Annotated in this window: 24 protein-coding genes; 7 read left to right on the forward strand and 17 right to left on the reverse strand. The window is 64.9% G+C overall.

Annotated features, from left to right (window positions below; all coding sequences use genetic code 11):
• Window positions 1–23: 23 nt before the first annotated feature.
• Complete coding sequence (locus L338_RS05235; protein ID WP_022697317.1) at window positions 24–473, forward strand: cupin domain-containing protein; 450 nt, start codon at window positions 24–26, stop codon at window positions 471–473.
• Window positions 474–497: 24 nt separating this feature from the next.
• Here L338_RS05235 and L338_RS05240 read toward each other — a convergent pair whose 3' ends face one another.
• From L338_RS05240 to fliQ, 6 genes are all read right to left on the reverse strand, one after another.
• The gene (locus L338_RS05240; protein WP_022697318.1) at window positions 498–1,001 is read right to left on the reverse strand and encodes an SRPBCC family protein; all 504 of its coding nucleotides are present in this window, start codon (window positions 999–1,001) and stop codon (window positions 498–500) included.
• 4 nt (window positions 1,002–1,005) lie between these two features.
• Complete coding sequence (locus L338_RS05245) at window positions 1,006–1,341, reverse strand: ArsR/SmtB family transcription factor (protein ID WP_022697319.1); 336 nt, start codon at window positions 1,339–1,341, stop codon at window positions 1,006–1,008.
• A gap of 168 nt (window positions 1,342–1,509) precedes the next feature.
• Window positions 1,510–4,002: an ATP-binding protein gene (locus L338_RS05250; RefSeq protein WP_022697320.1), complete on the reverse strand. Its 2,493-nt coding sequence runs from the start codon at window positions 4,000–4,002 to the stop codon at window positions 1,510–1,512.
• 43 nt (window positions 4,003–4,045) lie between these two features.
• On the reverse strand, window positions 4,046–5,128 hold the full coding sequence (gene flhB, locus L338_RS05255) for a flagellar biosynthesis protein FlhB (protein ID WP_022697321.1): 1,083 nt from the start codon (window positions 5,126–5,128) through the stop codon (window positions 4,046–4,048).
• 9 nt (window positions 5,129–5,137) lie between these two features.
• Window positions 5,138–5,896 (reverse strand): flagellar biosynthetic protein FliR, encoded by a 759-nt coding sequence (gene fliR, locus L338_RS05260; RefSeq protein WP_022697322.1) that lies wholly within the window; start codon window positions 5,894–5,896, stop codon window positions 5,138–5,140.
• A gap of 11 nt (window positions 5,897–5,907) precedes the next feature.
• A complete protein-coding gene (gene fliQ, locus L338_RS05265; RefSeq protein ID WP_022697323.1) occupies window positions 5,908–6,171 on the reverse strand; it encodes a flagellar biosynthesis protein FliQ in 264 nt (87 codons plus the stop codon).
• 227 nt (window positions 6,172–6,398) lie between these two features.
• Between fliQ and L338_RS05270 the strand changes: the two genes are divergently transcribed.
• From L338_RS05270 to L338_RS05280, 3 genes are all read left to right on the forward strand, one after another.
• A complete protein-coding gene (locus L338_RS05270) occupies window positions 6,399–8,297 on the forward strand; it encodes a DUF885 domain-containing protein (protein WP_022697324.1) in 1,899 nt (632 codons plus the stop codon).
• Entirely contained in the window at window positions 8,294–9,616 is a 1,323-nt protein-coding gene (locus tag L338_RS05275) for a hypothetical protein (protein ID WP_022697325.1), read from the forward strand. The genes L338_RS05270 and L338_RS05275 overlap by 4 nt, the downstream gene beginning before the upstream one ends.
• A gap of 104 nt (window positions 9,617–9,720) precedes the next feature.
• Complete coding sequence (locus L338_RS05280) at window positions 9,721–12,168, forward strand: hypothetical protein (protein WP_022697326.1); 2,448 nt, start codon at window positions 9,721–9,723, stop codon at window positions 12,166–12,168.
• A gap of 9 nt (window positions 12,169–12,177) precedes the next feature.
• Here L338_RS05280 and L338_RS05285 read toward each other — a convergent pair whose 3' ends face one another.
• The 4 genes from L338_RS05285 to flgB all read right to left on the reverse strand — a co-directional run bounded on the left by L338_RS05285 (window position 12,178) and on the right by flgB (window position 13,826).
• The gene (locus L338_RS05285; RefSeq protein ID WP_022697327.1) at window positions 12,178–12,561 is read right to left on the reverse strand and encodes a Kazal-type serine protease inhibitor family protein; all 384 of its coding nucleotides are present in this window, start codon (window positions 12,559–12,561) and stop codon (window positions 12,178–12,180) included.
• Window positions 12,562–12,634: 73 nt separating this feature from the next.
• A complete protein-coding gene (gene fliE, locus L338_RS05290) occupies window positions 12,635–12,955 on the reverse strand; it encodes a flagellar hook-basal body complex protein FliE (protein WP_022697328.1) in 321 nt (106 codons plus the stop codon).
• A gap of 13 nt (window positions 12,956–12,968) precedes the next feature.
• Window positions 12,969–13,382 carry a flagellar basal body rod protein FlgC gene (gene flgC / locus L338_RS05295; RefSeq protein WP_022697329.1) on the reverse strand — a complete coding sequence of 138 codons (414 nt, stop codon included), beginning with the start codon at window positions 13,380–13,382 and terminating at the stop codon, window positions 12,969–12,971.
• A gap of 18 nt (window positions 13,383–13,400) precedes the next feature.
• The gene (gene flgB, locus L338_RS05300) at window positions 13,401–13,826 is read right to left on the reverse strand and encodes a flagellar basal body rod protein FlgB (RefSeq protein ID WP_022697330.1); all 426 of its coding nucleotides are present in this window, start codon (window positions 13,824–13,826) and stop codon (window positions 13,401–13,403) included.
• Between the two features lie 164 nt (window positions 13,827–13,990).
• On the opposite strand from flgB, the gene L338_RS05305 reads away from it, so the two are divergent.
• Window positions 13,991–14,308 (forward strand): FliO/MopB family protein, encoded by a 318-nt coding sequence (locus L338_RS05305; protein WP_022697331.1) that lies wholly within the window; start codon window positions 13,991–13,993, stop codon window positions 14,306–14,308.
• Window positions 14,305–15,054 carry a flagellar type III secretion system pore protein FliP gene (gene fliP / locus L338_RS05310; protein ID WP_022697332.1) on the forward strand — a complete coding sequence of 250 codons (750 nt, stop codon included), beginning with the start codon at window positions 14,305–14,307 and terminating at the stop codon, window positions 15,052–15,054. The genes L338_RS05305 and fliP overlap by 4 nt, the downstream gene beginning before the upstream one ends.
• On the opposite strand, the gene L338_RS05315 is transcribed toward fliP, so the two are convergent.
• Window positions 15,047–15,604: a DUF2459 domain-containing protein gene (locus L338_RS05315; RefSeq protein ID WP_022697333.1), complete on the reverse strand. Its 558-nt coding sequence runs from the start codon at window positions 15,602–15,604 to the stop codon at window positions 15,047–15,049. The two genes, fliP and L338_RS05315, sit on opposite strands and share 8 nt — an antisense overlap.
• Before the next feature lie 183 nt (window positions 15,605–15,787).
• Window positions 15,788–18,004 (reverse strand): cadherin repeat domain-containing protein, encoded by a 2,217-nt coding sequence (locus L338_RS05320; RefSeq protein WP_338390201.1) that lies wholly within the window; start codon window positions 18,002–18,004, stop codon window positions 15,788–15,790.
• A 566-nt stretch (window positions 18,005–18,570) separates the two neighbouring features.
• On the opposite strand from L338_RS05320, the gene L338_RS05325 reads away from it, so the two are divergent.
• Window positions 18,571–19,473: a helix-turn-helix domain-containing protein gene (locus L338_RS05325; protein WP_022697335.1), complete on the forward strand. Its 903-nt coding sequence runs from the start codon at window positions 18,571–18,573 to the stop codon at window positions 19,471–19,473.
• On the opposite strand, the gene L338_RS05330 is transcribed toward L338_RS05325, so the two are convergent.
• The 5 genes from L338_RS05330 to L338_RS05350 all read right to left on the reverse strand — a co-directional run bounded on the left by L338_RS05330 (window position 19,470) and on the right by L338_RS05350 (window position 25,748).
• Window positions 19,470–22,880 (reverse strand): tetratricopeptide repeat protein, encoded by a 3,411-nt coding sequence (locus tag L338_RS05330; RefSeq protein ID WP_022697336.1) that lies wholly within the window; start codon window positions 22,878–22,880, stop codon window positions 19,470–19,472. The genes L338_RS05325 and L338_RS05330 overlap by 4 nt on opposite strands.
• 93 nt (window positions 22,881–22,973) lie before the next feature.
• Window positions 22,974–23,702 (reverse strand): MotE family protein, encoded by a 729-nt coding sequence (locus L338_RS16415; protein WP_022697337.1) that lies wholly within the window; start codon window positions 23,700–23,702, stop codon window positions 22,974–22,976.
• Window positions 23,703–23,706: 4 nt separating this feature from the next.
• The gene (locus L338_RS16420; protein WP_022697338.1) at window positions 23,707–24,090 is read right to left on the reverse strand and encodes a DUF6468 domain-containing protein; all 384 of its coding nucleotides are present in this window, start codon (window positions 24,088–24,090) and stop codon (window positions 23,707–23,709) included.
• Window positions 24,078–25,175 carry a flagellar motor switch protein FliM gene (fliM, locus tag L338_RS05345; protein ID WP_022697339.1) on the reverse strand — a complete coding sequence of 366 codons (1,098 nt, stop codon included), beginning with the start codon at window positions 25,173–25,175 and terminating at the stop codon, window positions 24,078–24,080. Before fliM ends, L338_RS16420 begins: the two co-directional genes overlap by 13 nt.
• Before the next feature lie 3 nt (window positions 25,176–25,178).
• On the reverse strand, window positions 25,179–25,748 hold the full coding sequence (locus L338_RS05350; protein ID WP_022697340.1) for a flagellar basal body-associated FliL family protein: 570 nt from the start codon (window positions 25,746–25,748) through the stop codon (window positions 25,179–25,181).
• Between the last annotated feature and the right edge of the window lie 17 nt (window positions 25,749–25,765).

Consider the following 25,765-nt stretch of genomic DNA (forward strand, 5'->3'; position numbering starts at 1 on the left):
ACCGGCCTGAAAGGAACATTCCGATGCGAATCGTGCTCGCCGCCGCGCTGGGTTTCACGCCCGCCGCCGCTTTCGCCCATGATCCGGATGGCGCGAACGCCAACACCGCCCTCACCCCGCCGGGCCTGACCAATGTCATGCGCGAACCCCTCGTGATCGATGACGGTCTGGAAGTGATCATAACCGACATCCAGATGGGCCCCGGCGCCACCCTGCCGCGCCATTACCACCCGGGCGAGGAATTCATCTACGTGCTGGAGGGATCGGCGACGCACCGGCAGGACGGGCAGGAGGACATCCTGCTGGAAGCCGGCGATTCCTATCACATCCCGCCCGAGGCCATTCACGCGCCGGTCACGATGGACGAGGGCATGCGCGCGGTGGTGTTCCGCGTCCACGTAAAGGGCGAGCCGGAGCGGATTCTGGTCGACGGGAACGGCGATCCGGTCGAGGATAATCCGGCCGGAAACTAGGTTTCCCGGCCCAAATCCATGCCTTCATCCCCGCGGGACCGCCGCAATGTGGCGCGCAAGCTTTTCAAGAGTTTGCCCGCCATATTCGACGGCGCCGAAGCCGATCTTGTTTTGCCGTTGTTCCCGGGACGGATGCATTTGACGGAGCGTGATGACGGTCTTGCCATCGCTTTGCTCATCAAAGGTTACAAGCATACGGAACTTACCGTGATCGTCGTCCTGATCCGAACCATGCTCCACCTCCAACAGTGTTGGAGTTTCCATGCGAATAAAGACCATTTTGTTTGTGTAACGGGTCCCATCCGGAGCCACCATGTCAAACCGCCAGACCCCGCCGGGTTTGAGGTCGATCTCTTTGGTCTCGATGCTGAAACCGTCGGGCCCGAACCAGGCCTGTATCTGATCCGGATCTGTCCAGGCGGAGTAAACGATGTCGCGAGGGGCATCGATCACCCGCGCCAGAACAATCTCTCGATCAAGAGGCCAATCAGACCAGGCCGACTCTGAACTGTTGAGTGCGCCAGCCATAGGTTCAATTTCCTTCTTTCATGCGTTTTATGTGACCTTCCATACGGTCCAGACGCTTTTCCCAAAGCGAGATATGTTGGCGGAGCCATTCGTCGCTGGCGTGTAATGCGCCCTTCTCGATCCTGCATGTCCTGATCCGTCCGACTTTCTCGGAACTGATGAGGCCGCTCCTTTCAAGAACGCGCACATGCTTCAGCAGCGTAGGCAGTGCGATATCGAAAGGCTCCGACAATTCGCCAACAGATGCCGGCCCCTCGCACAGTCGGCTGACGATCGCGCGTCTTGTGGGATCGCCAAGGGCCGAAAACGTCCTGTCGAGTTCGTCACTAAACTTAGCCATATGGGAAAGTATATCCGAGACCTACGCCCGGGCAAGGAAAACTTTCACCAGTAGCTAAGTTTCAAATCGGGGATACATTGCGCGCGCCGCTCAGGATGTATACGGCCGCGCAAATTGGGTTCGGTTCGGCAATAAACCGCTATTTTACGACGCATGGAATAAGGGCAACTAGCCCCCCGCCATCACCGTTTTCACCATTTCCGCCAGTTGCGGCAGGGTGAAGGGTTTGGGCAGGAAGCGTACGTCCTGCTCGCGCGAGAGCACGTCGGAGAATTCCTCCTCCGCATATCCCGAGATGAAGATGACGCGGGCATCGCCCAGATGCTCGCGCGCGGCTTCCAGCAGGCCCGGCCCGTCCAGACCCGGCATCACGACATCGGAGACCATCAGGTCGATCTGGCCGGAATACTGTTCGGCCAGCTCCAGCGCCTCCTCACCGTCTTCGGCCTCGATCACCTCATAACCGCGCTTGGTCAGGGTCTTGGCGGCGATCTGGCGCACCGCGTTTTCGTCCTCGACCAGCAGGATGCGGCCGCGGCCGGCCAGATCAGCCGGCGCCTTGGGCGCGCGGGTGCGGGCGACCTGTTCCTCCATCGCCTGCACTTCCTCAACCTCGGCCTCCGCGGCCGGCAGGAAGATGCGGAACGTCGTCCCCTCGCCTTCGCGGGAGTCGACGAAAAGATAGCCGCCGGACTGCTTCACGATGCCATAGACGGTGGCCAGGCCCAGACCCGTGCCCTTGCCGGGCTCCTTGGTTGTAAAGAAGGGCTCGAAAATCTTCTCGCGCGTCTCGGCGTCCATGCCGCTGCCGGTGTCCGAGACCTCGATCAGCAGATAATCGCCAGGTTTCGTTCCGGTCTCCCGGTCCGGAATATCGGCCTGTTCGGCGGCCTGGGTGCGAATGGTCAGCGTGCCGCCGCCCTGATCGCGCATGGCGTCGCGGGCGTTTGTGGCGAGATTCATCAGCGCGGTTTCGATCTGTCCCTTGTCGGCGCGCACCTTGGGCAGGTCGCGGCCATGCACGATGTCGGTCTTGACCGTTTCCTCCAGAACCTGCCGCAACAGCACGGAGAGGTCCGAAAGCAGGTCCGTCATGTCCAGCAGTTCGGCGCGGAAGGTCTGCTTGCGGGAGAAGGCCAGCAGCTTGCGCACCAGGCCCGCCGCGCGGCTGACCGTCTGGTTGATGTTCTGCAGCTCCGGATAGGCCGGATCACCCACCGGGTGACGCTCCAGCAGCAGGTCGCAATTGCCCCGGATGGCGGTCAGAAGATTGTTGAAATCATGCGCCACGCCGCCGGCCAGCTGGCCGATGGCCTGCATTTTCTGGGACTGCACCAGCTGGCGTTCCAGATCCTTCCAGCCAGACACGTCCACGATATAGGCCACCCAGCGGCCCAGCCCGTCCTGCGCGAAATAGACATGGGCGTCGCGCTCGGTCTCGGTCAGGCGCGCCTCCACCGGCTCGCCGTTGCGCTCGGCGGCCAGGGTGTCGAACACCCCCGCCCCGAACAGCTTCCCGAACGTCTCGCCCGGCTGCGCCTGCCCGCCCGTCATCTGGACAATGGCGGGGTTGGCGTCCTCGATCACCGCCGCGGCCGGGTCGTCCCGGTCCAGGCGCACCACACCGAACGGGGCGCTGGCGAACATGTCGTCGAAGGACTGGCTCTCGCCCGCCTCGCTCACCGCTTCGGACGGCGCCGGCGCGGTTGGCACGCCGGTCCACGACTCGCCATAGACGACAGAGCGCGACGGCCCGCCATCCTCCGGCCAGACCGTCACGATCACCGCCGGGCTCTCCACCCCGCCGCGGGAGCGGATCACCGCTTCTGTCCGCGTCGCGCCCTTGCGCCGCTGCAAGACCTGCCGCGCGTCCTCGCCGCTGAGAAAATCGGTCAGTTTCAGCTCGTCCGCCTCGCCGGAAACGCCGATCCAGTCCTTCAGCACCGCGTTGCAGAAGACCAGACGCCCGTCGGCGGCGGCGGAAAACAGCCCCGCGGGAACCGCGTCCGCGAAAGCGCCCGCGCCCGAAGGGGCCGACGGCGCGATGACCGTCTCATCGCTTTCGGGGGCCGGCGTCTCGCTCAGCCGCCACAGCGTCTCGCCATGCCCCAGCGGCCGCGAGGTCAGCGTCACGGGCCGCCCGGCGCCGGAAAGCGGGGGCAGGTCCGCCGCGCCCGGCTGGCCGGTCTGCGCGGCGCGGGCCAGGCGGAACAGCGCCGATGACGCGTCCGGATCGCCGCCCAGCAGCCGGTCCAGCCCGGCGGGGCGGTCATCCTCTCCATCGGCGTGGAAAACCCGGGTCAGCGCGATATAGGCCGGGTTCGCCGCCACCGGCGTACCCCGCTTGTCGGTGACCACCAGCGCATCGCGGGCGGATTCGAACGCCGCCATGGCGAAGGCGGGCGGCGGCGCATTGGTCCCGCGCTCCATCCCCTTCACCGCGGCCTCGCCCGCCAGCAGGACATAGAGCAGCGCAAATCCCGCCGCCGTGACCCCGGCCAGCAGAAGGAAGCCGTGCCAGCCCGCGGCGGGCGCGGCGAACACCGCGACCGCGGCGGCCAGGAACGCAATGGCGGCGCAGCCCCAGAAGGCGAGCCGCACCCACAGCCGGTCGAAAAGGTCGGCGCGGGCGGGCGGAGAGTCGTTGGCGATATCGGTCATGGCGCGAATCAATTCCTGTTCGCGGTTACTCTACTACGTTCGTCTAGTTCGCGCGGCGTCCGCGCTTCTTCGCCAGCGCCATGATCTGTCCGATGATCTGGGCGACGGCCTGGAAATGTTCCTCGGGGATCGGCTCGTCCAGCTCGGCCGTGGCGTGCAGGGCGCGGGCGAGCGGCGGATCCTCGATCACGCTCACCCCCGATTCCTCGGCCACTTCCCGGATGCGCAGGGCCAGCGCGTCGACGCCCTTGGCCACGCAGATCGGCGCCGGGGTTTCCCCGCGCTCATATTTCAGCGCCACGGCGTAGTGGGTCGGGTTGGCGATCACGACGGTGGAGTCCGGCACCTCGGCCAGCATCCGGCGGCGGCCGCGCTCCTGCCTTATCTGGCGCAGCTTGGCCTTCACGTGCGGGTCGCCCTCGGTGTTCTTCATCTCCTCCTTCAGCTCCCGCCGGGACATTTTCTGCTTCTGCATGAAGGAGTGGCGCTGCCAGACATAGTCGGCCGCCGCGATCACCGAATAAACGATCAGCGCGGCGATCATCAGGGCGATCGCGGCGTTGCGGATAATCACCGGCGCCGCGACGATATCCAGTTGCGGCATGACCAGAAGCTGGTCGCGGCGCGGCCACAGCGCGATGGAAACCGCCACCGCCACCATCGACATCTTGGCGACGCCCTTCAGGAAATTGACCAGCGCCTGCGGCCCGAACAGGCGCTTTGCGCCCTCGACCGGCGACAGCTTGGAAAGCTTCGGCTTCACTTTCTCGAACGTCCAGACCGGCTTGGTCTGCACCATGTTGCCGGCGATGGCGGCCAGGATGATCACCCCGAACAGCGCGCCAAGGCTCAGTGCGATGCGCACTCCCACGGCGGCGGCGAGGCCCGGCAGCGCCGCGGCGTCGACCGCAATATCGTGCGGCCGCGCCAGGAACATGCGCAGCCAGTCGCTGACCGCCCCCATCGTCGTCTGCGACATCACCGCGATCACGAACAGGCCGGAGGCCAGAACGAACCAGCCGGGAATTTCCTGGCTGCGCGGCGAGTCGCCTTTCTTCTGCGCCTCGTCGAGTTTTCGTTGCGAGGGCTGTTCTGTCTTCTGACTCTTGTCCTGATCGTCGGCCATGGCGGCGCTCTAGCCCCCCATCTGCATGATGAAGGCCTCGAACCGGTCCAGCCAGGCCAGCAGCGCGGCCCCCATGACCAGCGCGAAGATCGAGAACCCGACCAGGATATTGCTGGGCAGGGCGATGAAGAAAATCTGCGCCTGCGGCATCAGACGCGAAAGCACGCCCAGCGCCAGATAGAAGACCAGTCCGAACACCAGCAGCGGCGAGGCCATCTGGATGCCCAGCGTGAACACCTCCGCGAACGTGCTCAGCGCCCATTGCGACGCATCGCCCGCAGCGGGCAGCGCGCCGGCGGGAAACACCTCATAGCTGTTGCGGATGGCGGCCAGCAGGACGTGGTGGAGATTGGTCACGAAGATCAGGGTCAGCGCCGTGATGTTCAGGAAGGCGCCGGCGATTGCGCCCTGCTGGCCCAGCGTCGGGTCCACAGCCTGCGCGAAGGCCAGGCCCGTCTGCATGCCGATCACCTGTCCGGCCACGGCCAGCGCCATCATGAAGAAGCGGGTGATGATGCCGATGATCAGCCCGATGATGATTTCCGTTCCCACCAGCATGGCCAGCGGACCGACCATTTCCGGGGCGGCTGGCATGACGCGTGACAGGATCGGGGCCATGGCGATGGCGAACAGAAAGGCAAAAGCCAGGCGGATGCGCGCCGGCACGAACCCTTCGCCAATGCCGGGCATCAGCATGATGATCGCGCCGGTCCGCGCGAAGATCAGCAGCGCGGCGAAACTGACCTGGACAAGGGCTTCGGCGAGCACGCCCTACCCCCTCACATCAACGCGATGCGTTCGAAGATACGGGTCATGTAGCCGCTCATCAGCGCGCCCATCAGCGGCAGGAAGATGATCAGCGAAATGAAGATGGCGATGATCTTGGGCACGAAGACCAGCGTCATTTCCTGAATCTGGGTCAGCGCCTGGAACAGCGCGATGGTCAGGCCGACGGCCAGGCCGACGATCATCACCGGCGCGGCCATCGACAGCATCAGCCACACCCCGTCACGGGCAAAATCCAGCGTTTCAATCGGTTCCATGACAAGGCGTCTCGCGCGGCTGGGCCAATAGGCACGTTTTGCCGGGTCATGGTTAATTCGGGCTTAAGCTTCAGCGCGGACTGACAGTCCTCCGCCCGCCGGCCCACATTACAGCGAGTTCATTTTTGTCTGCGCTCAAAATGCTAGGGTGCGCGTCACATTCGGGGAGACGGTCCCGCGCCATGAGCGCGCGAGGGCCGCGATAATTCTTACAGGAGACGGATTTTATGAAACTGAGACTTCTGACGGGCGTGTCCGCCGCCATTGTGCTGGCCGCCGCCTGCGGCGAACCGCAGGCCGCCCAGGACAGCGCCGCCAATGACGCCGCCGTTCCGGCCGAAGCCGCCGCGGAGACGCAGGCCCCGGCCGATACGGCCGAACAGGCCGCCGAGACCGAGTCCGAGCAGCTGAACGCGTGGTTCGAGGAAACCTATAATGAGAGCCTCGAACGCTCGCCCATGGCCAAGACCTATCTGGGCGTCATGGATGAGGATTACGGCAAGTGGGACAATCTGACGCCGGAATACCAGGAAGAAACCTATGAACTCTCCCAGGCCCAGCTTGCGGAGATGAAGTCCAGCTTCGATTTCGACGCGCTGGACGATCAAACGAAGCTGTCCTGGCGGCTGTTCGAATATGACAAGACCCGCGAGAAGGCCGGCTGGCCGTATCGCGAGCACGTCTACACCTTCAACCAGATGTATGGCGCGCAGTCGGGCATCCCGGCCTTCCTGATCAACCAGCACCGCGTGTCCGAGAAGGCGCATGCGGAGGCCTATGTCTCCCGCCTCGAAGGCGTGAACGGCTATCTCAGCCAGGCCGTGGATAACGCCACGCGCCGCGCGGATCTGGAGATCATGCCGCCGAAATTCGTCTATGCGCACGTTCTGCGGGACGCGAAGAACGTCATTTCCGGCGCGCCGTTCGATGACGGCGAACCCTCCGCCCTCTGGGCCGACTTCACCAAGAAAGTCGACGCGCTGGACATCCCGGAAGAGGAGAAACAGGCGCTGAAGGACGACGCCCGCGCGGCGATGCTGGACTCCGTCAAACCGGCCTATGAAAACCTGATCGCCGAGCTGGAGCGCCAGCAGGAGATGGCGACCGAGCAGGACGGCGCATGGAAGCTGCCTGACGGCGCGGCCTATTACGACTATCGCCTGAAACAGATGACCACGACGGACATGTCCGCGTCCGAGATCCACGAGCTGGGTCTGGACGAGGTCGAGCGCATCCATTCCGAAATGCGCGCCATCATGGAGGAAGTGGAGTTCGACGGCACGCTGCAGGAATTCTTCGAATTCATGCGCACGGACGACCAGTTCTACTACCCCAACACCGATGAGGGCCGCGAAGCCTATCTGGCCGAGGCGCGCGCCCTGATCGACAATATGCGGGGCCGTCTGGACGAGCAGTTCCTGCGCAAGCCGGAAGCCGACCTGATCGTGAAAGCGGTCGAGGAATTCCGTGAGCAGTCGGCGGGCAAGGCGTTCTATTCACGCCCCGCGCCGGACGGCTCCCGCCCCGGCACCTATTACGCGAACCTCTATGACACGCGCGATATGCCGACCTACCAGATGGAGGCGCTGGCCTATCACGAGGGCATCCCCGGCCATCACATGCAGATCGCCATTGCGCAGGAGCTTCAGGGCATTCCCAAGTTCCGCAAATATGGCGGCCAGACCGCCTATACGGAGGGCTGGGGCCTGTACAGCGAGTGGTTCCCCAAGACCATGGGCCTCTATGAGGATCCCTATTCCGACTTCGGCCGCCTGGCGATGGAGCTGTGGCGCGCCGGCCGGCTGGTGGTCGATACCGGCCTGCACGAGAAGGAATGGACCCGCGAGGAGGCCATCGACTGGCTGAAGGAAAACACGCCGAACCCGGAAGGCGACATCGTCAAGGCGATCGAGCGTTACATCGTGATGCCGGGACAGGCCACGGCCTACAAGATCGGCATGTTGAAGTTCCAGGAGCTGCGCGAGCGCTCTCAGGAAGCTCTCGGCGATGACTTCGACATTCGCGAGTATCACGAGACCGTGCTGGCCAATGGCTCCCTGCCGCTGGCCATTCTGGAAGAGCAGGTCGATGAATGGATCGCCGCCAAACAGGCGGGTGAAGAATGATCCGCTACGCAGCCCTTTCCGCGCTGGCCCTTCTGGGGGCCTGCGCGGAGCAGGCGGCGGACCCCGCCGCACCCGGCGAGGCCCCTGAAGCCCAGGCGGTTACGCTGGACGCGGTCGCCGAGGATTATGTGAAGGTCAGCCTGGCGCTGGAGGCCCATGATCCGGGCTTCGTGGACGCCTATTACGGCCCGGAGGAATGGCGGACGGCGGCGGAGGCCGAAGCCGCCGGCCTCGACGCCGTCTCCGACCACATCGACGCCCTGCTGGCGCGCGCCGCGCAGGCCGAGCCGGACGCCGAAGACGAATTGTCGGACGACCGCAAGGCGTTCCTGATCGCGCACCTGGAAGCCATGCAGACCCGCGTCCGCATGGCGCGCGGCGAAACCGTGCCCTTCGACGAGGAAACACAGTCCCTCTACGGCGTCGTCGCGCCGGAACCGGACATGGAAGAGGTCGAGGCGGCGCTGGCCGCGATCGGCGACCTGCTGCCCGGCGAGGATCCGCTGTGGAAGCGCGTCGACGACTTCAAGAAACGGCTGGAAATCCCGGACGAGAACCTGCAGGTGGTCATGGACGCGGCCATCGAGGAATGCCGCGCACGGACGATGGACCATGTCGCCCTGCCGGAGGACGAGTTCTTCCATATGGAGCTGGTCACCGACCAGCCCTGGTCCGGCTATAACTGGTATCAGGGCGGCCATGAGAGCCTGATCGAGATCAATACCGACCTGCCCGTGCGTATCGACCGCGCCGTCGATCTGGGCTGTCACGAGGGCTATCCGGGCCATCACACGCTGAACTCCCTGCGTGAGGCCCGCATGGTCGAGGATCGCGGCTGGATCGAGTTCACCATGTTCCCGCTCTACGCGCCCACCGCCCTGATCGCGGAAGGCACGGCCAATTACGGAATCGACATGGCGTTCACGCCGGAAGAGCGCGAAGCGTTCGAGCGCGACGTGCTCTACCCGCTGGCGGGCATCGACCCGGCGCTGGCCGAGACCAACGCGGCCCTGCGCGAAGACATGCAGGCCCTGCGCCTGATGCGCGCGGACACGGCCCGCGATTATCTCGATGGCGATATCGACGCGGAAACCTACAAGGACCGCATCCAGCGCTACACGCTGACCTCGCCCGAGCGCGCGGCCCAGAGCCTGGACTTCACCGAGACCTATCGCGGCTATATCGTGAATTACGGCGTCGGCGAAGTCATGGCCGGCCAGTATGTCGACCGCGTTGGCGGCGATGACGAGACGGCCCGCTGGGACGCCTTCATCCACGCCATCGCCACCCCCGTCCTGCCCTCCGATCTGCAGGAATAGGACCTGATGCGGGTTCGGCCCGGCCGCGGATTTTCCGTGGCCGAGTTCCGGCCCGCATTTCGTTTCTTTGCCTGTAGGGTCGAGTATCCGGGGGAGGAACGATCATGTTGCGCACGCTGACGCTTGCGCTGACCGCGGCGGCCATGCCGCTTGGCGCGGCGGCGAAAGACTGGCCCACCCATGATTTCAGGGTGGAGTTGACGCCGGGCGAGCCCGGCACGGTTTCCAACTGGCTTGAGGATCTGGCCTTCGCGCGCGGGGCCGAGGCCGATGCGTTCGCGCCCCATATCGCCCGTATGGAGACCTATCTGAACGAGGCCGCCGTCAAGCTGGACGATATGGGCTTCGACGCGCCCCCCATGCAGTATGACGATCAGGGCTATATCGTCGCCCTGTTCGATTATGACGACGCCCTGCCCCCGGCCCGCGCGGGATATTCGCAAGGGCAATGCCGCATGCGGATCGATAGCTCCCGCGCCATTCGCAATGGCCGCTTCGACGAGCGTCTTTTCGAGCACCTGGGCCATGAGCTGTTTCACTGCGTGCAGAATGCCTATCCGCTGTTTTCGGAAAACTGGACGCTGGGTGACTGGATCGTGGAGGGCACGGCGCAGGCCATTGGCGAGGAAATGGCGTTCCGACTGCGCGGCAAGGAGGGCAGCCGGAACCAGCCTGTCAGCCGCTGGGGCGGCCGCTCCTACGCCCGGCCGCTCGCCGACCGCGTGAAAAAGGGCAAGGGCGTTGATGACGATCTGGGTTATCTGACCGCATCCCTCTGGCGGTATCTGGCCGAGGAAAAGGCCGCGCGCAGCGCCGGAAGCCGCGCCTCGGCGAAAGAGCGCCCCGGCGACTATTCCTATCTTCATCCCTTCTTCCAGCGGAACGTCCGGAAAGCCGGCGTGGCCGCCGAGACCGCATGGCTCGACAAGAATCTGGAAAATGAATTCAAAATCGGACTGGACCGCGTCTATCCGGCGGCGGTTTCCACCCTGATCGACTATGCGCCCGGGCGCATGAATTTGACCCGGACTCCGGCGTCCGAGGCCCGGAAACGCTGGACGGAAATCCTGCTGGGCGCATGTCACAAGGCGCAACTGAGCGACCCCAGCCCAACAGCGAAGGTCACGCTCTCCCTGCCGCCGGTCACGGCGGCGTGCGTAAGCGTCGGCTTCAGCCTGTCTGAAGTCGTGGATGTCACTTTCCAGGCGGAGTCGAGCAATCTGGAAAACCTGGAATCGCTGGTCCTGGCGCAGGCGGGCGGCGCGCGCGTGGCCCAGCCCATTATCGCATCCAGCCCCAATGGCGGCTATCTGGCGCACTGGCAGTTCCGCGTGCCGACGGACGAAATCCAGTATTTCGCGGTCTCCAACATCAATGAAGACCCCGCGAAGACGCCGAAGCAGACTGTCACGCTGAAGCTCACCATGTCGGGCTGGCAAAGCTCCATGACCACGCCGAAGCCGGAAAAACCCGCGCCCGTGAAGACCGCCGGAAAGAGCAACGCCAGGTCGCGCAGCGCCGCGGCTCCATCGCCCTCCCCAACGCCCGGCGCCCGGGAGGAGGACCCCATCGCCCTCGCCGCGCGGAAAGACATTGAAACCGGCGTGCAGGCGATGTCCGCGCACAGCACGATCGGCATGCGCGTATTCAAGGACGCCGATCCGCAGTCCTGTGAGGAGCCCTTCGTTTACCAGGTATGCGGCCCGACCCTGACAATCGAGCTGAACCTTGCGCCCGGCAGCTATGGCGCCGCGCCGCTGAGCGCGATGGGCCGCGGCGGGATCACGGGTCAGATGATGGGCATGACCGCCGGCATGGAGGCCGCCGGCTATGACCGGTACATGAGCGGCGTGATTGATAATTTCACCACCATCGCCCGGACGGAAGGCGCAATGGTCACCCTCATAACGCCGTTGATCGATTACGGATTCACCGGAACCCTCGACAAGGCGATGATCGAGGTCTCGGACGGCGATGGCGGCTGGTATCGGTCCCGCGGCCCGGCCGATACAGACCCGTCCAGCCAACGCAAATACCGCCTGAACGGAAAGGTCACGATCACCGAATATTCCACCTCGGCCCTGCGCGGCCGTTTCAGCGGCGTGATGACCGACGAGAGCCGCCTGCCCGATCCGGCGCCCGGCAACGCCTCTCTGCCCGTGGTGGACGAGATTTCCGGCGCGTTCACCGTGGCTTCCCCGTGGCTCGGCGAGGAAGATCTCCAGATACATACGGGCGGCGTGAAACAGGCCGTGATCGACGACCTGATCGATTCCAATCCCGCCATGGCGCCGATGATGGAAGCAGCCCGCGCCTATTTGGAAGCAATGGAAATTCCCGCCGCATCCGGCGGCGGCTCGGCCGGGGGCGTCGATCCGGACCTCTCCGGGGACGGCGGCGCCGCGCCCGCGGACCCGGCCCTGCGGGAAGCCTACAGAAACTTCCTGCTGGGTCAGGGCATGCCGGAATTCATGGTCGAGGACGCGTTGAAGGATTTCGACGCCATGCCGCCGGAAGAGCGGCGGATGCTCGCCGAAACCCTTGGCCTCTAGAGGCGGCGTCTAGCGGGCCGTCGTGCCCTCGTCGCCTTCACAGACGCCCTGTCTGCGAACCGAAACGCCCTCCATCGCGGCGTTGCAGGCATTGCCGTAAGTCTTGCCGTCGAAGCCGCAGACCGGCTTGTACTCGGCCGTGCAGATATCGGGCTGCTCCTTGCAGATCCCGGAGGCGTCCGCGATCTGGAAATCCTGCGGGCCATAGGCGCAATAGGCGGTCTCGTCCTGACAGGAAATCGCGGCGATTCCCCCGCACATACCGCCCATCGTCCCGGAGTCCGGTCCGGGTTCTTCCGGGGGCGGCGGCGGCGCGGGCGCGGGTTCCGGCTCGCTGGCGCAGGCGGCCAGCAGCACGGCGGCAAGGGCGAGGATGGAAGAACTCTTGAACATGCGCGTCAGCCTCCACGGAATTTTTGTTCACGAGCGACTATAACGCGAAGATGCGGCGATTTCGCCACAAGTCTTAAATCGGCATCCGCAGGATTTCCTGGTAGGCGCGGATCACCTCGTCGCGCACCGCCAGCATGGTTTCCATCGTGGTTTCCGCGGCGGATACCGCCGTCACCACGTCGATCATTTCCGCCTGTCCGGTGGCGGCCTGCATGCTCAATTGTTCGGCGTTCGCCATCTGGTCGGTGGCGTCCTGCACCGCGTTCTCGATCAGGGCGGTGAATTGCGACGGCCCGGCCTTGGCGGCGCTGGCGGCCTGAGAGGCGCCCTGCATGGGCTGCACCCCGGCGGCGGCGGCATAGGCGTTCATCGCGGCAAGCGGATTGGCGGCCATTGATCAGTCTCCCTTAACGGCGCAGCAGGTCGATCGTGCGCATCAGCATGGCGCGCGAGGATTCCATGACATTCATGTTCGCCTCGAAGCTGCGCTGCGCCTCGCGCATGTCCATCAGCTCGATCAGCGTGTTGACGTTCGGCGTCTTGACGTAGCCGTCCGCGTCCGCGGCCGGGTGACCCGGCTCGTAACGCATGTCGAAATCGCTCATGTCCGGCGTGATCTCGCTCATCCGCACGGTGCGCACGCCCCTGGCGCGGTCCAGCTCCGACTCGAAGGTCGGCATCTGGCGGCGATAGGGGTCGTCGTCCGGCGTGCGGCCGGTGGAGTCCGCATTGGCCACGTTCTCGGCGATGATGCGCATCCGCGAGGATTGCGCCTTCATGCCGGACGCGGCGATGGACATGATGTTGGCGATATCTTTCATGGCTTAAGTCCCCCTCTGCTAGCCGCGGCCTGGCGAGCGCGCGGCGGAGCGGATCAGCGCCAGGCTCTTGTTGTACAGCCCGACCACCGCCTCATATTCCATGCGCGTCTCGGCCACCTTGGTCATCTGGTCTTCCAACACCACGGAATTGCCGTTGATCGTGGTCGCCGAATCCGGCGCGCTGGTCGCCCTCAGGACATCGGGATTGAAACTCTTCTGTTGTGACGGGGCGCCGTAATGACGGTCCGACGCCGTGGTCATAAGGCCGGCGCGGCGCGACTCGCTTTCTATCGCCTTTTCGAAGGCGGAACGGCTGATATCGCGCGGCGTGTAGCCGGGCGTGTTGGCGTTGGCGACATTCTCCGCCAGCGTCTCCTGACGCTTAGTCAGATAGCCCATAGTCGATTTCAGCAGGTCGAGAACCGGCGAATTATCGATGCCCATATCGCCTCTCCCTTGAGAGCAAAAAATTCCGGGTCAGTGGGCAGACATTGCCTTTGTATGGTTAAGCACAGCTTAAACCCCATGGTTTACGACGCATTAACGGCGCGCCCCGCAAGGTGGCCCGCAGCTGATTCACGGCTGGCTTTTCGGGCGGGACATATCTCATGGATCTGGTGGATTTCGGACGCTATGCGGGCGGGCTGCTGGTCACGCTGGGCCTGATCGCGGCGCTGGCCTATGCCGCGCGGCGCTTCAATTTCATGCAGCTTGCCGGCGGCGCCAAAGGCGGCCGGATGCGGCTGGTCGAAACCCTGATGATCGACGCCCGCCGCCGCGCCGCCCTGATTCGCGTCGACGGGCGGGAGCACCTGATCCTGCTCGGCTCCACCGGGGAAACCCTGATCGAAAGCCGCGACGCCCCGCCGGAGCCTGACCCCGCCTCGGCCGCCACGCCCGCCATCAGCGGCGGTACCGCGCCATGACCGCATCGCGTCTCATCAGGAATCTGCTGATCCTCGCGGGCGCGGCGCTGGCGGTTTTCGCGCTCGTCTCCCCGGCGCAGGCGCAGGAATTCAGCCTCGACCTTGGCGAAGGCGACGCCCTCACCGGCCGGGTGATTCAGCTTGTCGCCCTGCTGACCATCCTGTCGCTGGCTCCGTCCATTCTGGTGATGACCACCAGTTTCGTGCGCATCATCGTCGTGCTGTCGCTGCTGCGCACCGCGCTGGGCCTGCAACAGAGCCCGCCGAACGCGGTCATCATCTCACTGTCGCTGTTCCTCACCGCTTTCGTGATGTGGCCGGTCTTCCAGCAGAGCTGGGACCGCGGCGTGGAGCCGCTGATGAACGGGGAGGTGGAGCTGAACGAGGGCTTCACCGCCGCCTCCGGCCCCATCAAGACCTTCATGCTGGAACAGACGCGCGACGACGATCTGCAGCTTTTCTACAGCCTGTCCGACCAGCCGGACCCGGAAAGCCCGGAAGCCGTGCCGCTCTGGATCGCCGCCCCGGCTTTCATGATTTCGGAGCTGCGCCGCGCCTTCGAGATCGGCTTCCTGCTGTTCATCCCGTTCCTTGTGATCGACCTGGTGGTGGCGTCCATCCTCATGTCGATGGGCATGATGATGCTGCCGCCCATCATCATATCCTTGCCCTTCAAGCTGATCTTCTTCGTCCTGGTGGACGGCTGGCGGCTGGTCGCCGGCAGCCTGGTGCAGAGTTTCAGCTAGTCGGGCAGGACTGCGGCGCGTTGCGCCTCAGCGCGCCCGTCAGCCAGGGCGCGTGGAACGCCAGCGACGGGCGCAGCTTCACGCCGGCCCCGGCCAGCCGCGCCGCCGTCCAGTGGTTGCACATATGGAAAAGATGGAAGTCCGGCCGCGCCTCCAGGAACAGGCTTGTCCCCTCCACGCGCCCGCCCTGAACGATCACCGGCGCGCCCGTCTCGTCCAGCGCCAGCGTCTCGCCGATTTCCCGCGCCAGCCGCGCCCGCCCGGCGCGGGACAATGCCACGCGCACGGTCTCTTCGCCCCGCCATATCCGGTTTTCCACCGGCTCGTCCGCGGCGATGACCTGCATGACTGACGGGCTGGGCGGGATGATCGCGTCCAGCCCTGTCCACAAGCCCGGATCCTCGTCCAGATAGAAGTCACGCTCGCCCCAGCCGATCAGGAAATGCTCCGCCTCGGGGAACAGCAACCGAAGCGGATGATCCGCCTCCATCGCGTCCGCCGGCAGCGCGATATTGGTGTGCCACCCGTTCGACCACACGGTCGCCGTCACGCAATCCCCGGCCGAGGCCCGCGGCGCGCCCTGCGATACGCAGGCGGCAAGGAATAGCGCCGCAATCCAGAGAACGGTCAGACCGCTTATTCTTGCCGCAGACGTCGGACCTGGCTTCAGCCTGGATTTCAAAACACGCCACATCCGCCCAACATAACATGGCGGCCGCAGCCCGCGGGCCGGTCACATCAATAAAAGGTCCGCCCCGTCAGACACGCCGTGAATATCCGATACAAGCGCATCAAGCCCTTCAGCCAGCCCGGCCGATACATTCGCCGCGGCTCCGTACAGCGCGTCTTCGCCCGGCCGCCCGGCCTCTTCCGCCGCCAGAAGCCCGGCGATCTCGTCCGCCCCCGCGGTGGACGCGCCCGCCGGTTCGCCCGATGCGTCCGGGCCGGGCACAAGGCTGACCCCGCCAATATTCCGGCTGGCGCCGTGTTCGTCCGTGACCACGCATTCGATGCTGTAGATGTTGTCGCCGTTATCGTCCGGGTTGCCCGCCAGCGCGACCGCCGTCGTAACCTCCCCCGTGTTCGGGTCGATATTGAACAGGGCGGCGTCCGGCCCGGTCAGCGCATAGGTGAAGGAATCCCCGTCATCGTCCTGCGCATAGAATTGCGCGCAATCGGCATCGGCCTGATTCCGCGCGAATGGAATTACATCAGGCGCCTGCGCCTCGGACGGGGCGTCATTGGAGTCAGTAATTGTAAGGGTAAAACTCAGGGAATCCGAGAGACCGCCCTCATCTGTCCCGACAACTGTGTATTCGTATACATTATCGCCATCTGCATCCGTCGGGTTTTCAAAATCCAGCGCCCCGGCCAGCGTGACTTCGCCAGTTGATTCATCGACCTCGAACGCGTTCGCGTCGTCGCCCGACAAGGAAAATATTGTCGTATCGCCGGCATCCGGATCGGCTGTCCTCACATCGACAAGGTCATAGCCTTTTGCCGTGAATGCTTCCGGCATGCCGTCGGTTACAGTGAACCATGAAAGTTCAGGCGCCTCGTTTGAATTGACGACTTCCACAGTCACCGTCTGGGCATCGGTCAGGCCCTCTTTGTCTGTGGCCGTAATCTCGACCTCGTAACTGTTATCGCCGTCAGAATCGCCCGGATGCTCGAAATCCGGGGCGGAATCGAAGGTCAGTTCGCCCGTATCGCTGTCGATACTGAACAATCCGCCATCGGCGCCGCCCGTGATGGAGAAGCTGATACTGTCGCCCTCATCCTCATCCGCCACTGTCGCCGCATAGCCGGTATCGGTCCGGTTTTCGGCGACACTCGCCAAAGCGTCAGAGGTGATTGCGGGCGCCTCGTTCACGTCCACCACAAGGGTTGTAATGGAGCTTAGAGTAATCTCCCCACCCTGGGAGTCCGTGGCAATCACCTGATAGTCGTACCATCCGTCGCCATCGGCATCCTGCGGATTCTCGTGATCGAAGGCGACAGCCGTTGCAAGCCGTCCGGTCACGGGATCTATCGTGAAAAATTCTGCGTCCTCACCTTCCAGCGAGAAGGTGACATCATCGCCATCTTCATCGATAGCGACATATGTGACCAGCTCAAAATCGGCCTGATTTTCTACCGGCGCAGCAGGCAATTCCTGATCATCTGGCAGATAGGGCAAGTCGTTTTCGTCCGTCAGCGAGACCGTGATGTCGCGGTCCAGAGTTTCGCCCGCCCCTGTCGCGGTGATTGTAATCTCGTAATCGCCATCATTATTGGCGTCGTCCGGATCCTCGAAATTCTGGCGATCCTTGAACATGAGTGTGCCGGTATTGCTGTCCAGATCGAACAGCGCCGCGTCTGCCCCGCTCAGTGAATAGGTCATCGCCTCGCCTTCCGGGTCTGCGGCGTTGAACTTGAAAATAGTGAAGACCTGATTTTCCGGGGCGTCGATATTGGCCGGCGGAGTAAAATTCACAGGCTCATCGACGCCGGTCACGCTCACCGTTACGCTCTGGCTATCCGAAAGCCCCCCATCATCGGTGGCGGATACTTCCAACTCGTAAGCGTTGTCGCCATCCGCATCGCCGGGATTCTCGAAGTCCGGGGCGGCTTTGAATATCAATTCGCCAGTCGCCGCGTCGATGGAGAACAGCGCCGCATCGGCGCCGCCGGTAATGGAAAAAGAAATCACTCCGCCCGCATCGTCGACAGCGGTCGCGGTGTAGCCGGTATCCGTTCCATTTTCAGCCAGGCTCGCGCTTGCGCCTGACGTGATCACCGGCGGCTCGTTCACCCCGTTTATGGTGACGGTCACCGTTGCCTCGTCCAGCGCGAGGGGGGAAGACGTGCTGCGCGCCTGATAAGTGAAAGTCTCGGTCGCTGTCTCCCCTTCCAGAAGATCGTCGAACGCCCCGTTCGGATCGTAATGGAAGGTACCATCCTCGTTCACTGTCAAAAGCGCGCCCGAATCGAGCGCAATCACCTCTCCGACATCGGCGAATGAGCCGTTGACGGAAGCGATTTCCAGCTCCCCAAATGTATTTTCACGATCCGCGCCAGAGCCATTATCTGCAAAAAGATCACTGTTCAGTATGGCGTTTTCATCTACTGCAACCGCATCATCTTTCGCGTCCAGTCCGCCGTCATCCCGACGCTTATTTATTCGGTCCTGCCATCCCCGAAGGACTGGAAATTGCTCAAAACTGGCGTTGAATAGATTTAGCATTTGCGACCTCATAAGGCGTTCCAGTGATCTGGAGTCTTGGACTGGTCGATGGGTCGCATGTCGGGCACGGCCGCCGTTAGGCGCATTGTTTCAAACTCTGTGCAGAATGTTCCAAGTTTTCGGAGGGAGAGGCGTGGCCACGTTGCTGGCGTGTTGATAGTGATGATGAAAAGCTCAACACGCATGGAATATCGATGCCGCAGGGGCAGCCTCATCCACCTCCGGTCACGCTAATCCGGGCCAGCACGTCTTCAGCGCCCCAATCTGAACAATTCGACTATTGGCGCGAAATGTTTCCCGGCGTGGATATGACACCTAGTGGCGAAGCTCGGGTAACCGGCCAATTCCATGGCGAACTCATTGGCATTCAGTCGGTCTCCGCCGGCGTCGCCCTAAGTCGAACAATCAGCTCATCAAACAAGGCGCGGTTTAACGCCTTGGGCGGTGAGGACGTGCTGCTGGGAATATTCGACTCCGGACGGCTTGGTCTTCGGGACGAGCGTGGTCACATGAAGGAACTTCAATCGACCGGCACGCTGTACATTCTTGACGCAGGCCGCGCCCCAGAATTTCAGGCTGAACAATTGTCTAATCTGTACCTGACCCTGCCGCGCTCCTACGCAACCGGACTGCTCGGTGGCGATCCGACTCCGCGTTGCGGTTTTCGGCAACTGCCTCGGACGTCCCTTGGCCAAATCTTGCACGATCACCTTCTGGCAATTTCCCGTCAATTCAACGACTTGGGTCAGGAAGATGCGGATGCTGCGATACTGGCCGCCAAGTCCATGGCGGCTACGCTACTCAGGGGGATGGCGCCCGCACGCCGCGATAAGGTGCAGAAACTCGACCACAAGGATCTGGTTGCCGCTGCCCGCCAGTGCATGAGCGACAGGCTGCATGACCCCTCTCTGACGGTTACCGACCTCTCGCGCACACTTGGATGTTCACGCGCTCACCTCTACCGGGCGTTTCGAGAGCTGGATATGAGCGTGGCTGAAGAACTGCGGATAATGCGTCTGACACGGGCTGCAGAACACTTGCGATGCAGCAATCGGGAGGTCGGTGATATCGCCCTTGCCAGTGGATATGCGGATTTCTCCGCATTCACACGCGCCTTCCATCGTTATCATGGGCTCAGCCCGCGCGATTACAGGGAAGCTTACGGCTATAAACCGATCAGACCGGCGTCCTAGCCGCCGCTGGCCCCGCCGGCGTCGGCGACGGCCTGTTCGTTTGCGGGCGGGGCGTAGTCCATCCGGGGTTCGTCGCCTTCCAGGCGGCCGCGGCGGCTGTCGAGGAAGGCTTCAAGATCAGACGTGTCGGAAACGCGCTGGGCGATCTCGGCCAGGGCGAGTCCTTCCGTCTCGACCCGCCCGGTGACCGCGCGGAAGGCGCTGGCCGATCCGGTCTTGTCCATCGCGTCGCGGTACTGGCCGGACAGGCGCGTCAACGCGGTCTGATCGCCGGCCAGCGAATAGGCGACGGCGGCGCGCAGGATCGACGATTCCTGTTCCGCGGTCGGCACGGTTGATCCGTCATCCAGGCCGTCGCCGAGGAATTCTTCAAGCCGTTTCCCGGCGTTTTCCCAGTTGCGGGACTGCCAGGCGATATCGGCCCGCAGGCGCGCGGCCTCCAGCGAGCGGTCGCCCTCCAGCAGCTCCAGCGCGTTTTCCGCCGCGCCCAGCTCGGCCAGCGCCCGCGCCTCGATTACCCGGCGTTCCTGCGTCAGGGCGTCCGGCAGGCGTGAAACGCGGGTGGAGCGCAGCGTGCGCAGCGCGCTCTCCGGCCGCCGGTCCATCAGGTAGATCAGCGCCAGATCGGCCGCCACCTGCGCCCGGGCCACCGGCTCCCGCAGGCGGTTATCCACCTGATGCTGCAGCAGTTCGGCGGCCTTCGCCAGCAGGTCGAACGCGACCAGCCGCTCGGCGAGGCGCCGGATCATGCGGTCGCCGTCAGCCCCGATCGGGGTCAACTCGGAGAATTCGTAGTACAGCGCCAGCGCCTCGACCGGGTCCAGACGCTCCGCCTCGCCTTCCAGGAACAGATTGCGGAATATGGTCGACATGTCCCCGGAAATGCGCCGCGCCACCGGGCTTTCCGGGAACCGGGTCATGGCCGCGTGCATCACGCTCAGGCCGCGCTGGTAATCGCCCTTTTCGACATAGAGCTTGCCCAGCGTGCGGCTGGTTTCCAGCTCCACGTCATCGCCGCGCCAGCGGAAACGCAACGCTTCCAGCCGGTCGATCGCCTCGTCCGGGCTGGCGCTGCCGGTTTCCAGATCCATCTGCGCCCGCGCCAGAATCGCGCGCGCCTCCACCGCTTCGTCGCCGGACATGGAAAGCCGGTCATAGGTCGCGGCGGCCTCGCCGTGCCGGCCCAGCGACTCGGCCAGTCCCGCACGCGCCAGTTCGATATGTTTTTCCAGCGGTCCGCGCGGGGCTTCCGCCTCGGCCAGCTCCAGTTGAGACTTGGCGGTCGCCAGATCGTTCAGCTTCAGCGCCGCGCGGGCATAGCCGGCGCGGAACCGCGCCCGCCATTCGGGGGAGAACAGATAGAACGCCTCCCGCCCCCGCTCGAAATATTCCCGCGCGCCGTCCCAGTCCTCGCCTTCCAGCGCCAGCATGCCGCGCCAGAGCTGCGCCGCCGAATCCCGGTCCAGCACCGGCGCGGTCAGGTCTCGCCCGGCTTCGTCATAGCGCCCGGCCATGTAATTCGCCGCGCCGCGCATCGCCAGGAAATGCGAGTCGATCTCCAGCTGCGGCCGGTGCGACAGCGCCAGGTCCAGCGCCCCCAGCGCCTCCTGCGGCAGCTCATAGGCCAGAAGAAAGCGCGCCATCGCCATGTAGGAATCATCATTCGGGTCGGTCGCGATCCGGCGCTCCAGCGCCGATTCCGCCTCGATAAAGGGCTGGTCCGCCTTCCAGCCGTCGAAATCGATATAGGCCGGCGACACCGGCGCGGCGGTTCCCCGCCGTGTGGCGGTCTGCACCGCGGCGCGCCCCGCGCTGGTCGGCGACAGCGCCAGCCCGCGCGGCCGCTCCAGCGCCACGCGCTCGGCCTCCGGCGTTATCACCACGTCATCGGCCAGCAGCACGAAGGCCAGGCCGTGCGCGGTGGGCAGCGCCGTCAGCTCCAGAAAATCCTGTCCCGCGATCAGGCCGCGCGGCGGCTGCAGCGCGGTCACCACGGCGATCTCGTCGCCCGCATCCGGGTCCGGAATATTGAACACCGGCCCGGCGTCCGGCAGCGCGGCCAGAAGACGCCCCGGCCCCCGCCCCGTCGCCTCGCGCAGCAGCGTCACCGCCAGCGGCGGCGTCTCGATGCGGTTGGACAGGGCAAAGGTCCAGCCCTGCCGCCCCTCTTCCGTCCGCGCCTCGATCAGGGTCGATGGCGGCGCGGTGATGCGCAGCGCCGTGTAGCCCTCGCCCGTGAACTGGTCGATATCCAGGATATGCCGGCGATGGCCGCGCAGCAGCTCCCCGGCATCCAGATCCGCCTCCGCCGCGAACACGATCCAGATCGCCTCGCCCCGGCGGAACGCGGCGGCCGGAACGGGCGCCGCCCAGTCGAACCGCATCAGCAGGTCGCCGCCCAGCGCCACGCCGCGGATCGGCACCACGCCGCTGGCCGGAACCGGGTTGCGCTCCGGCGCGGCGTGAACCACCGCCTCGGTTTCCTTGAACAGGGTCGGCTCGCGCGGTTCGGCGGCCAGCACCAGACGGTCCGCCTCATATTGTTCCTGCCGCGCCTCTTCCGGGTCCTCGGCGTTCATGCGCCGCGCCGCTTCTTCCAGCGCCGCGATGGCGTTCAGGTCTGAATCGCCGCCCGTCAGATCGATGGTCACCATCGCGCCGTCCTGCCGCACGCTGAGATCCGCCCCTTCGGCCAGGTCAAAGCTCAGGATCAGCTTCCCGTTGACGTGGGATTCGGTCAGCCCCTCCAGATGGCGGGGCAGGTCCGCGCGGATCGGCGCCAGGTCCAGGATGGCGTCACGCTCGAACGCGATGCGCACGCGCGGCTCCCGCCGTTCGGTCTGGAAAGAGACAGGCTCCGGCCAGCGCAGCGTCACGCGCTCGAACGCCGCGCTGGAGGCGCGGCCGACCTCCACCTCCAGCGGCGGGTCGGGTTCGGGCGGCGGCGGGGGCGGCGCAGCGGCGGCGCGCGCCGCCGCTTCAATCTCGGATTGTTCGCGGGGGGAAACGATATCGGGCGGGTCCTCCGCCTCCGGCGGCAGCAGGTCGATCGCGATGACATTGTAGGAGCGGGAAACATGGGCGCGCGCCGGCATGCGCAACGCCACGCGCAGCACCCGGCCGTCAGGGTCCAGCCGCGCCATCGCCGCCTCGGCCCCCAGATTGGACAGGATCGGGGCCGGGTCGCCGGACACCGCGCGGTTGAACCGCGCCACCAGAACCTCGTTATCCACCGCCGCCTCGGCGGCGATGGGCTGTTCGGCCAGGCTGTCGGGGAACACCATCTTGATACGGACATAGCCGTCACTGCGGACGGTTTCGAAAGACACCGGGTCGGCGGCGCGCGCCGCGCCCGCGGACAGCAGCGCGATCGCGGTCAGCGCAAAGATGATCGATCTGGCCGTCACGCGGTTTTCCCAAGAGCCCCTGTGCGCGGCCGCCCGGAGATGGGGGCCGCCCCTGCAAGGGCCGAAACTAAAGCCGTTATGGTTGACCGCGCGTTAACCTTCGCCCGCGGTATCGTTCAGCGCGGCGGTGGCGGAGGGCTTGATCCGGACGTTTTCGGCGATCATCTCGGTCAGCCGCTTGGCGTCAGCGGTTTCCATGTCGCCCAGAACGCTGGCCAGCGTGGAATCCTTCATCCGCGCCACGACCAGAAGCGCGGTCTCCGGCTCCAGCGCGGACAGGATGCGCGCGGCGTCCTTGGACTTCATCTTCTCATACATCGTCACCAACCCGGCCATGCGCTCTTCCTCGGCCTCGTCCAACTGGCCCAGAAGGCCCTGCACTTCGGCCTGCACGGTTTTCAGCTCGGCGATGCGCTCGTCCACGCGCTGTTCGGCGGCGGCGGCAAGCTGGATGCGGGTTTCCGCCTCCGACTCCATCTGGTCGATCTCGCGGCGGCGCGCCTGCAGGGAGGACAGCACGCGGAACTCTTCCGGGCTGGCCCCGATCTCTTCGGCAAAGCTGGGGCGCGGGCAGGATGCGGCGGCGCCCGCGGCGGCCTCCATGACCTCGCCCTCTTCCGCCTCGGCCATGTCCGGCTCGCCGTCCGTGGCTTCGGTGACGTCCGCCTCGGCGACGGTCTCCTCTTCCGGGTCCTCCGCGCTTTCCGCCGCCTCGGCCGGGGCGGCCAGAACGGAATAGAGCGCGTCTCCCGCGGACAGCGCGTTCAGCGCGGCAAGCCCGGTGAGGCTGAGAGCGGCAATGGCGAAAAAGCGACCTGACATGATTTTACCGTGTGGATTTCAGAAGATCGGCGAAGCCCTGTGCGCGGCTTTCGGCGGGACGGGGTTCGGCGCGCGGCTCCCGGCGCTGCGTCCGGCGGCGGTCCTCCGGCGACAGCAGGCGCAATTCTTCGGCGGCTTCCTTAGCGCGCGCAATTTGCGCCTCCAGCTCCGCCCCCGCCTCGCCGCCGGCCTGTTTGAGTTCGCGCACCGCGCCTTCGGCCCGCACAGTGGTCTCGGCCAGCTCGGCAACCAGCTTCGTCATGCCGTCCTGACCGCTGCGCATGGCGGTCAGCCGCCGGTCCAGCCGCCACGCGAACGCGGCGGCGACCAGCGCGATGATTACCGTCGCGCCCTGAAAGATGAGAAATGTCAGGCTTACTGATTCCACAGGATCGCCGCCTTGGCCTTGGGTTGAAGGGGGGCTTCGGCGCGGATGGCGATATTGCCGCCCATCCGGCCCATGCGGCCCGTGGTCAGGCCGATCGGCCCGCAGCGCAGCTTCACCGGGCTGTCGGGCCCCGCGTTCAGCATCAGCGTCTCGCCGACCTGCAGATTCATCACCCGCTCAAGCGAGATTTCCTGCTCGTCCAGCACAGCGGCGACCTCCATCTCGGTGTTCCACAGCTCGCTGGCCAGGTGGGTTTCCCAGATATTATCGCGGCCGAATTTCTCGCCCATGAACTGCTGGATCAGCATTTTACGGATCGGCTCCAGCGTGGCGTAGGGCAGCATCAGCTCCAGACGCCCGCCGCGGTCCTCCATGTCGATCCGCAGCTTCACCAGGATCGCCGCATTGGCCGGCCGCGCGATGGCGGCGAAGCGCGGATTGGTCTCCACCCGGTCCAGATTGAATGACACCTTGGTCAGCGGCTCGAACGCCTGCCGCGCATCGTTCAGCACGACCTCGATCATGCGCTGCACCAGCGTGCGCTCGATCGTGGTGTAGGGCCGCCCCTCCACCCGCATGGCGGAAGACCCGCGCCGCCCGCCCAGAAGCACGTCGACGATGGAATAGATGAGATTCGAATCGACCGTCAGCAGGCCGTAATTATCCAGCTCCTCGGCCCGGAACACCGCCAGAATGGCCGGCAGCGGGATGGAGTTCAGATAATCGCCGAACCGCACGGACGATATATTGTCCAGGCTCACCTCGACATTGTCGGAGGTGAAATTGCGCAGGGAGGTCGTCATCAGCCGGACCAGCCGGTCGAAGATGATCTCCAGCATCGGCAGGCGTTCATAGGAGACCAGCGCCGAATTGATGATGGCGCGGATGCCGGACCGGTCTGCCTCGTCCTCGTCGCCCAGATCAAAGCCCAGCAGGCTGTCGATCTCGTCCTGATTGAGGATGCGTTCCTGGTTCAGCTGGTCGGCGGAATGCGCCTCGGCCGCATCGCCGCCCTCCGCGCCGGCGTCAGCGTCCGGCGTCTCGGCGGCCTGGTCTTCGGCCTGATCGGTGGTTTCGTCAGTCATCGGCTAGCGGAACAGGATTTCGTCGACGAGGACGTTATTCACCTGCGCCGGCGCCACGGCCAGGTTCACCCGGCGCAGCAGCTCATGGCGCAGGCGGTACATGCCGGCCGAGCCGGACAGATCCTCCACCCGCAATTCGCGCAGGAAGGTCTGGTACTGATCGACCACGCGCGGCAGGCGCGCATCCAGCGTCTCGATCAGCGCCTCGTCCTCCAGCTCCAGTACCAGTTTCAGCTTGAGATATTTCGTCTCCCCGTCCTCGCTGTTGATATTCACCAGCAGTTCGGGAAGCTCGTAGAAGACATATTCGCCGCCGGCGGTCGCCACGCCGTGCGACGCATCGCCGCCGCCATGGCCGTCATCGGCGGCCTCGCCATGCTCGCCCGCGGCGCTGGCGTGGGACTCGCCCTCATCGCCTCCGCCGCCCAGCAGCATCATGGCCCCGGCCCCGCCCAGCAGCAGGATCACCACCGGAAGGCCGAACAGCAGAAGCTTCTTCTTCAGGCCGCCCTTCTTGGGCGCCTCCTCTTCATTTTCAGCGCCGGATTCGCCGTCCGTGACGTCGTCGCTCATGGCGGTTGCCCCCTGCA

This window comes from Euryhalocaulis caribicus, from assembly GCF_000412185.1.
Classification (GTDB): domain Bacteria; phylum Pseudomonadota; class Alphaproteobacteria; order Caulobacterales; family Maricaulaceae; genus Euryhalocaulis; species Euryhalocaulis caribicus.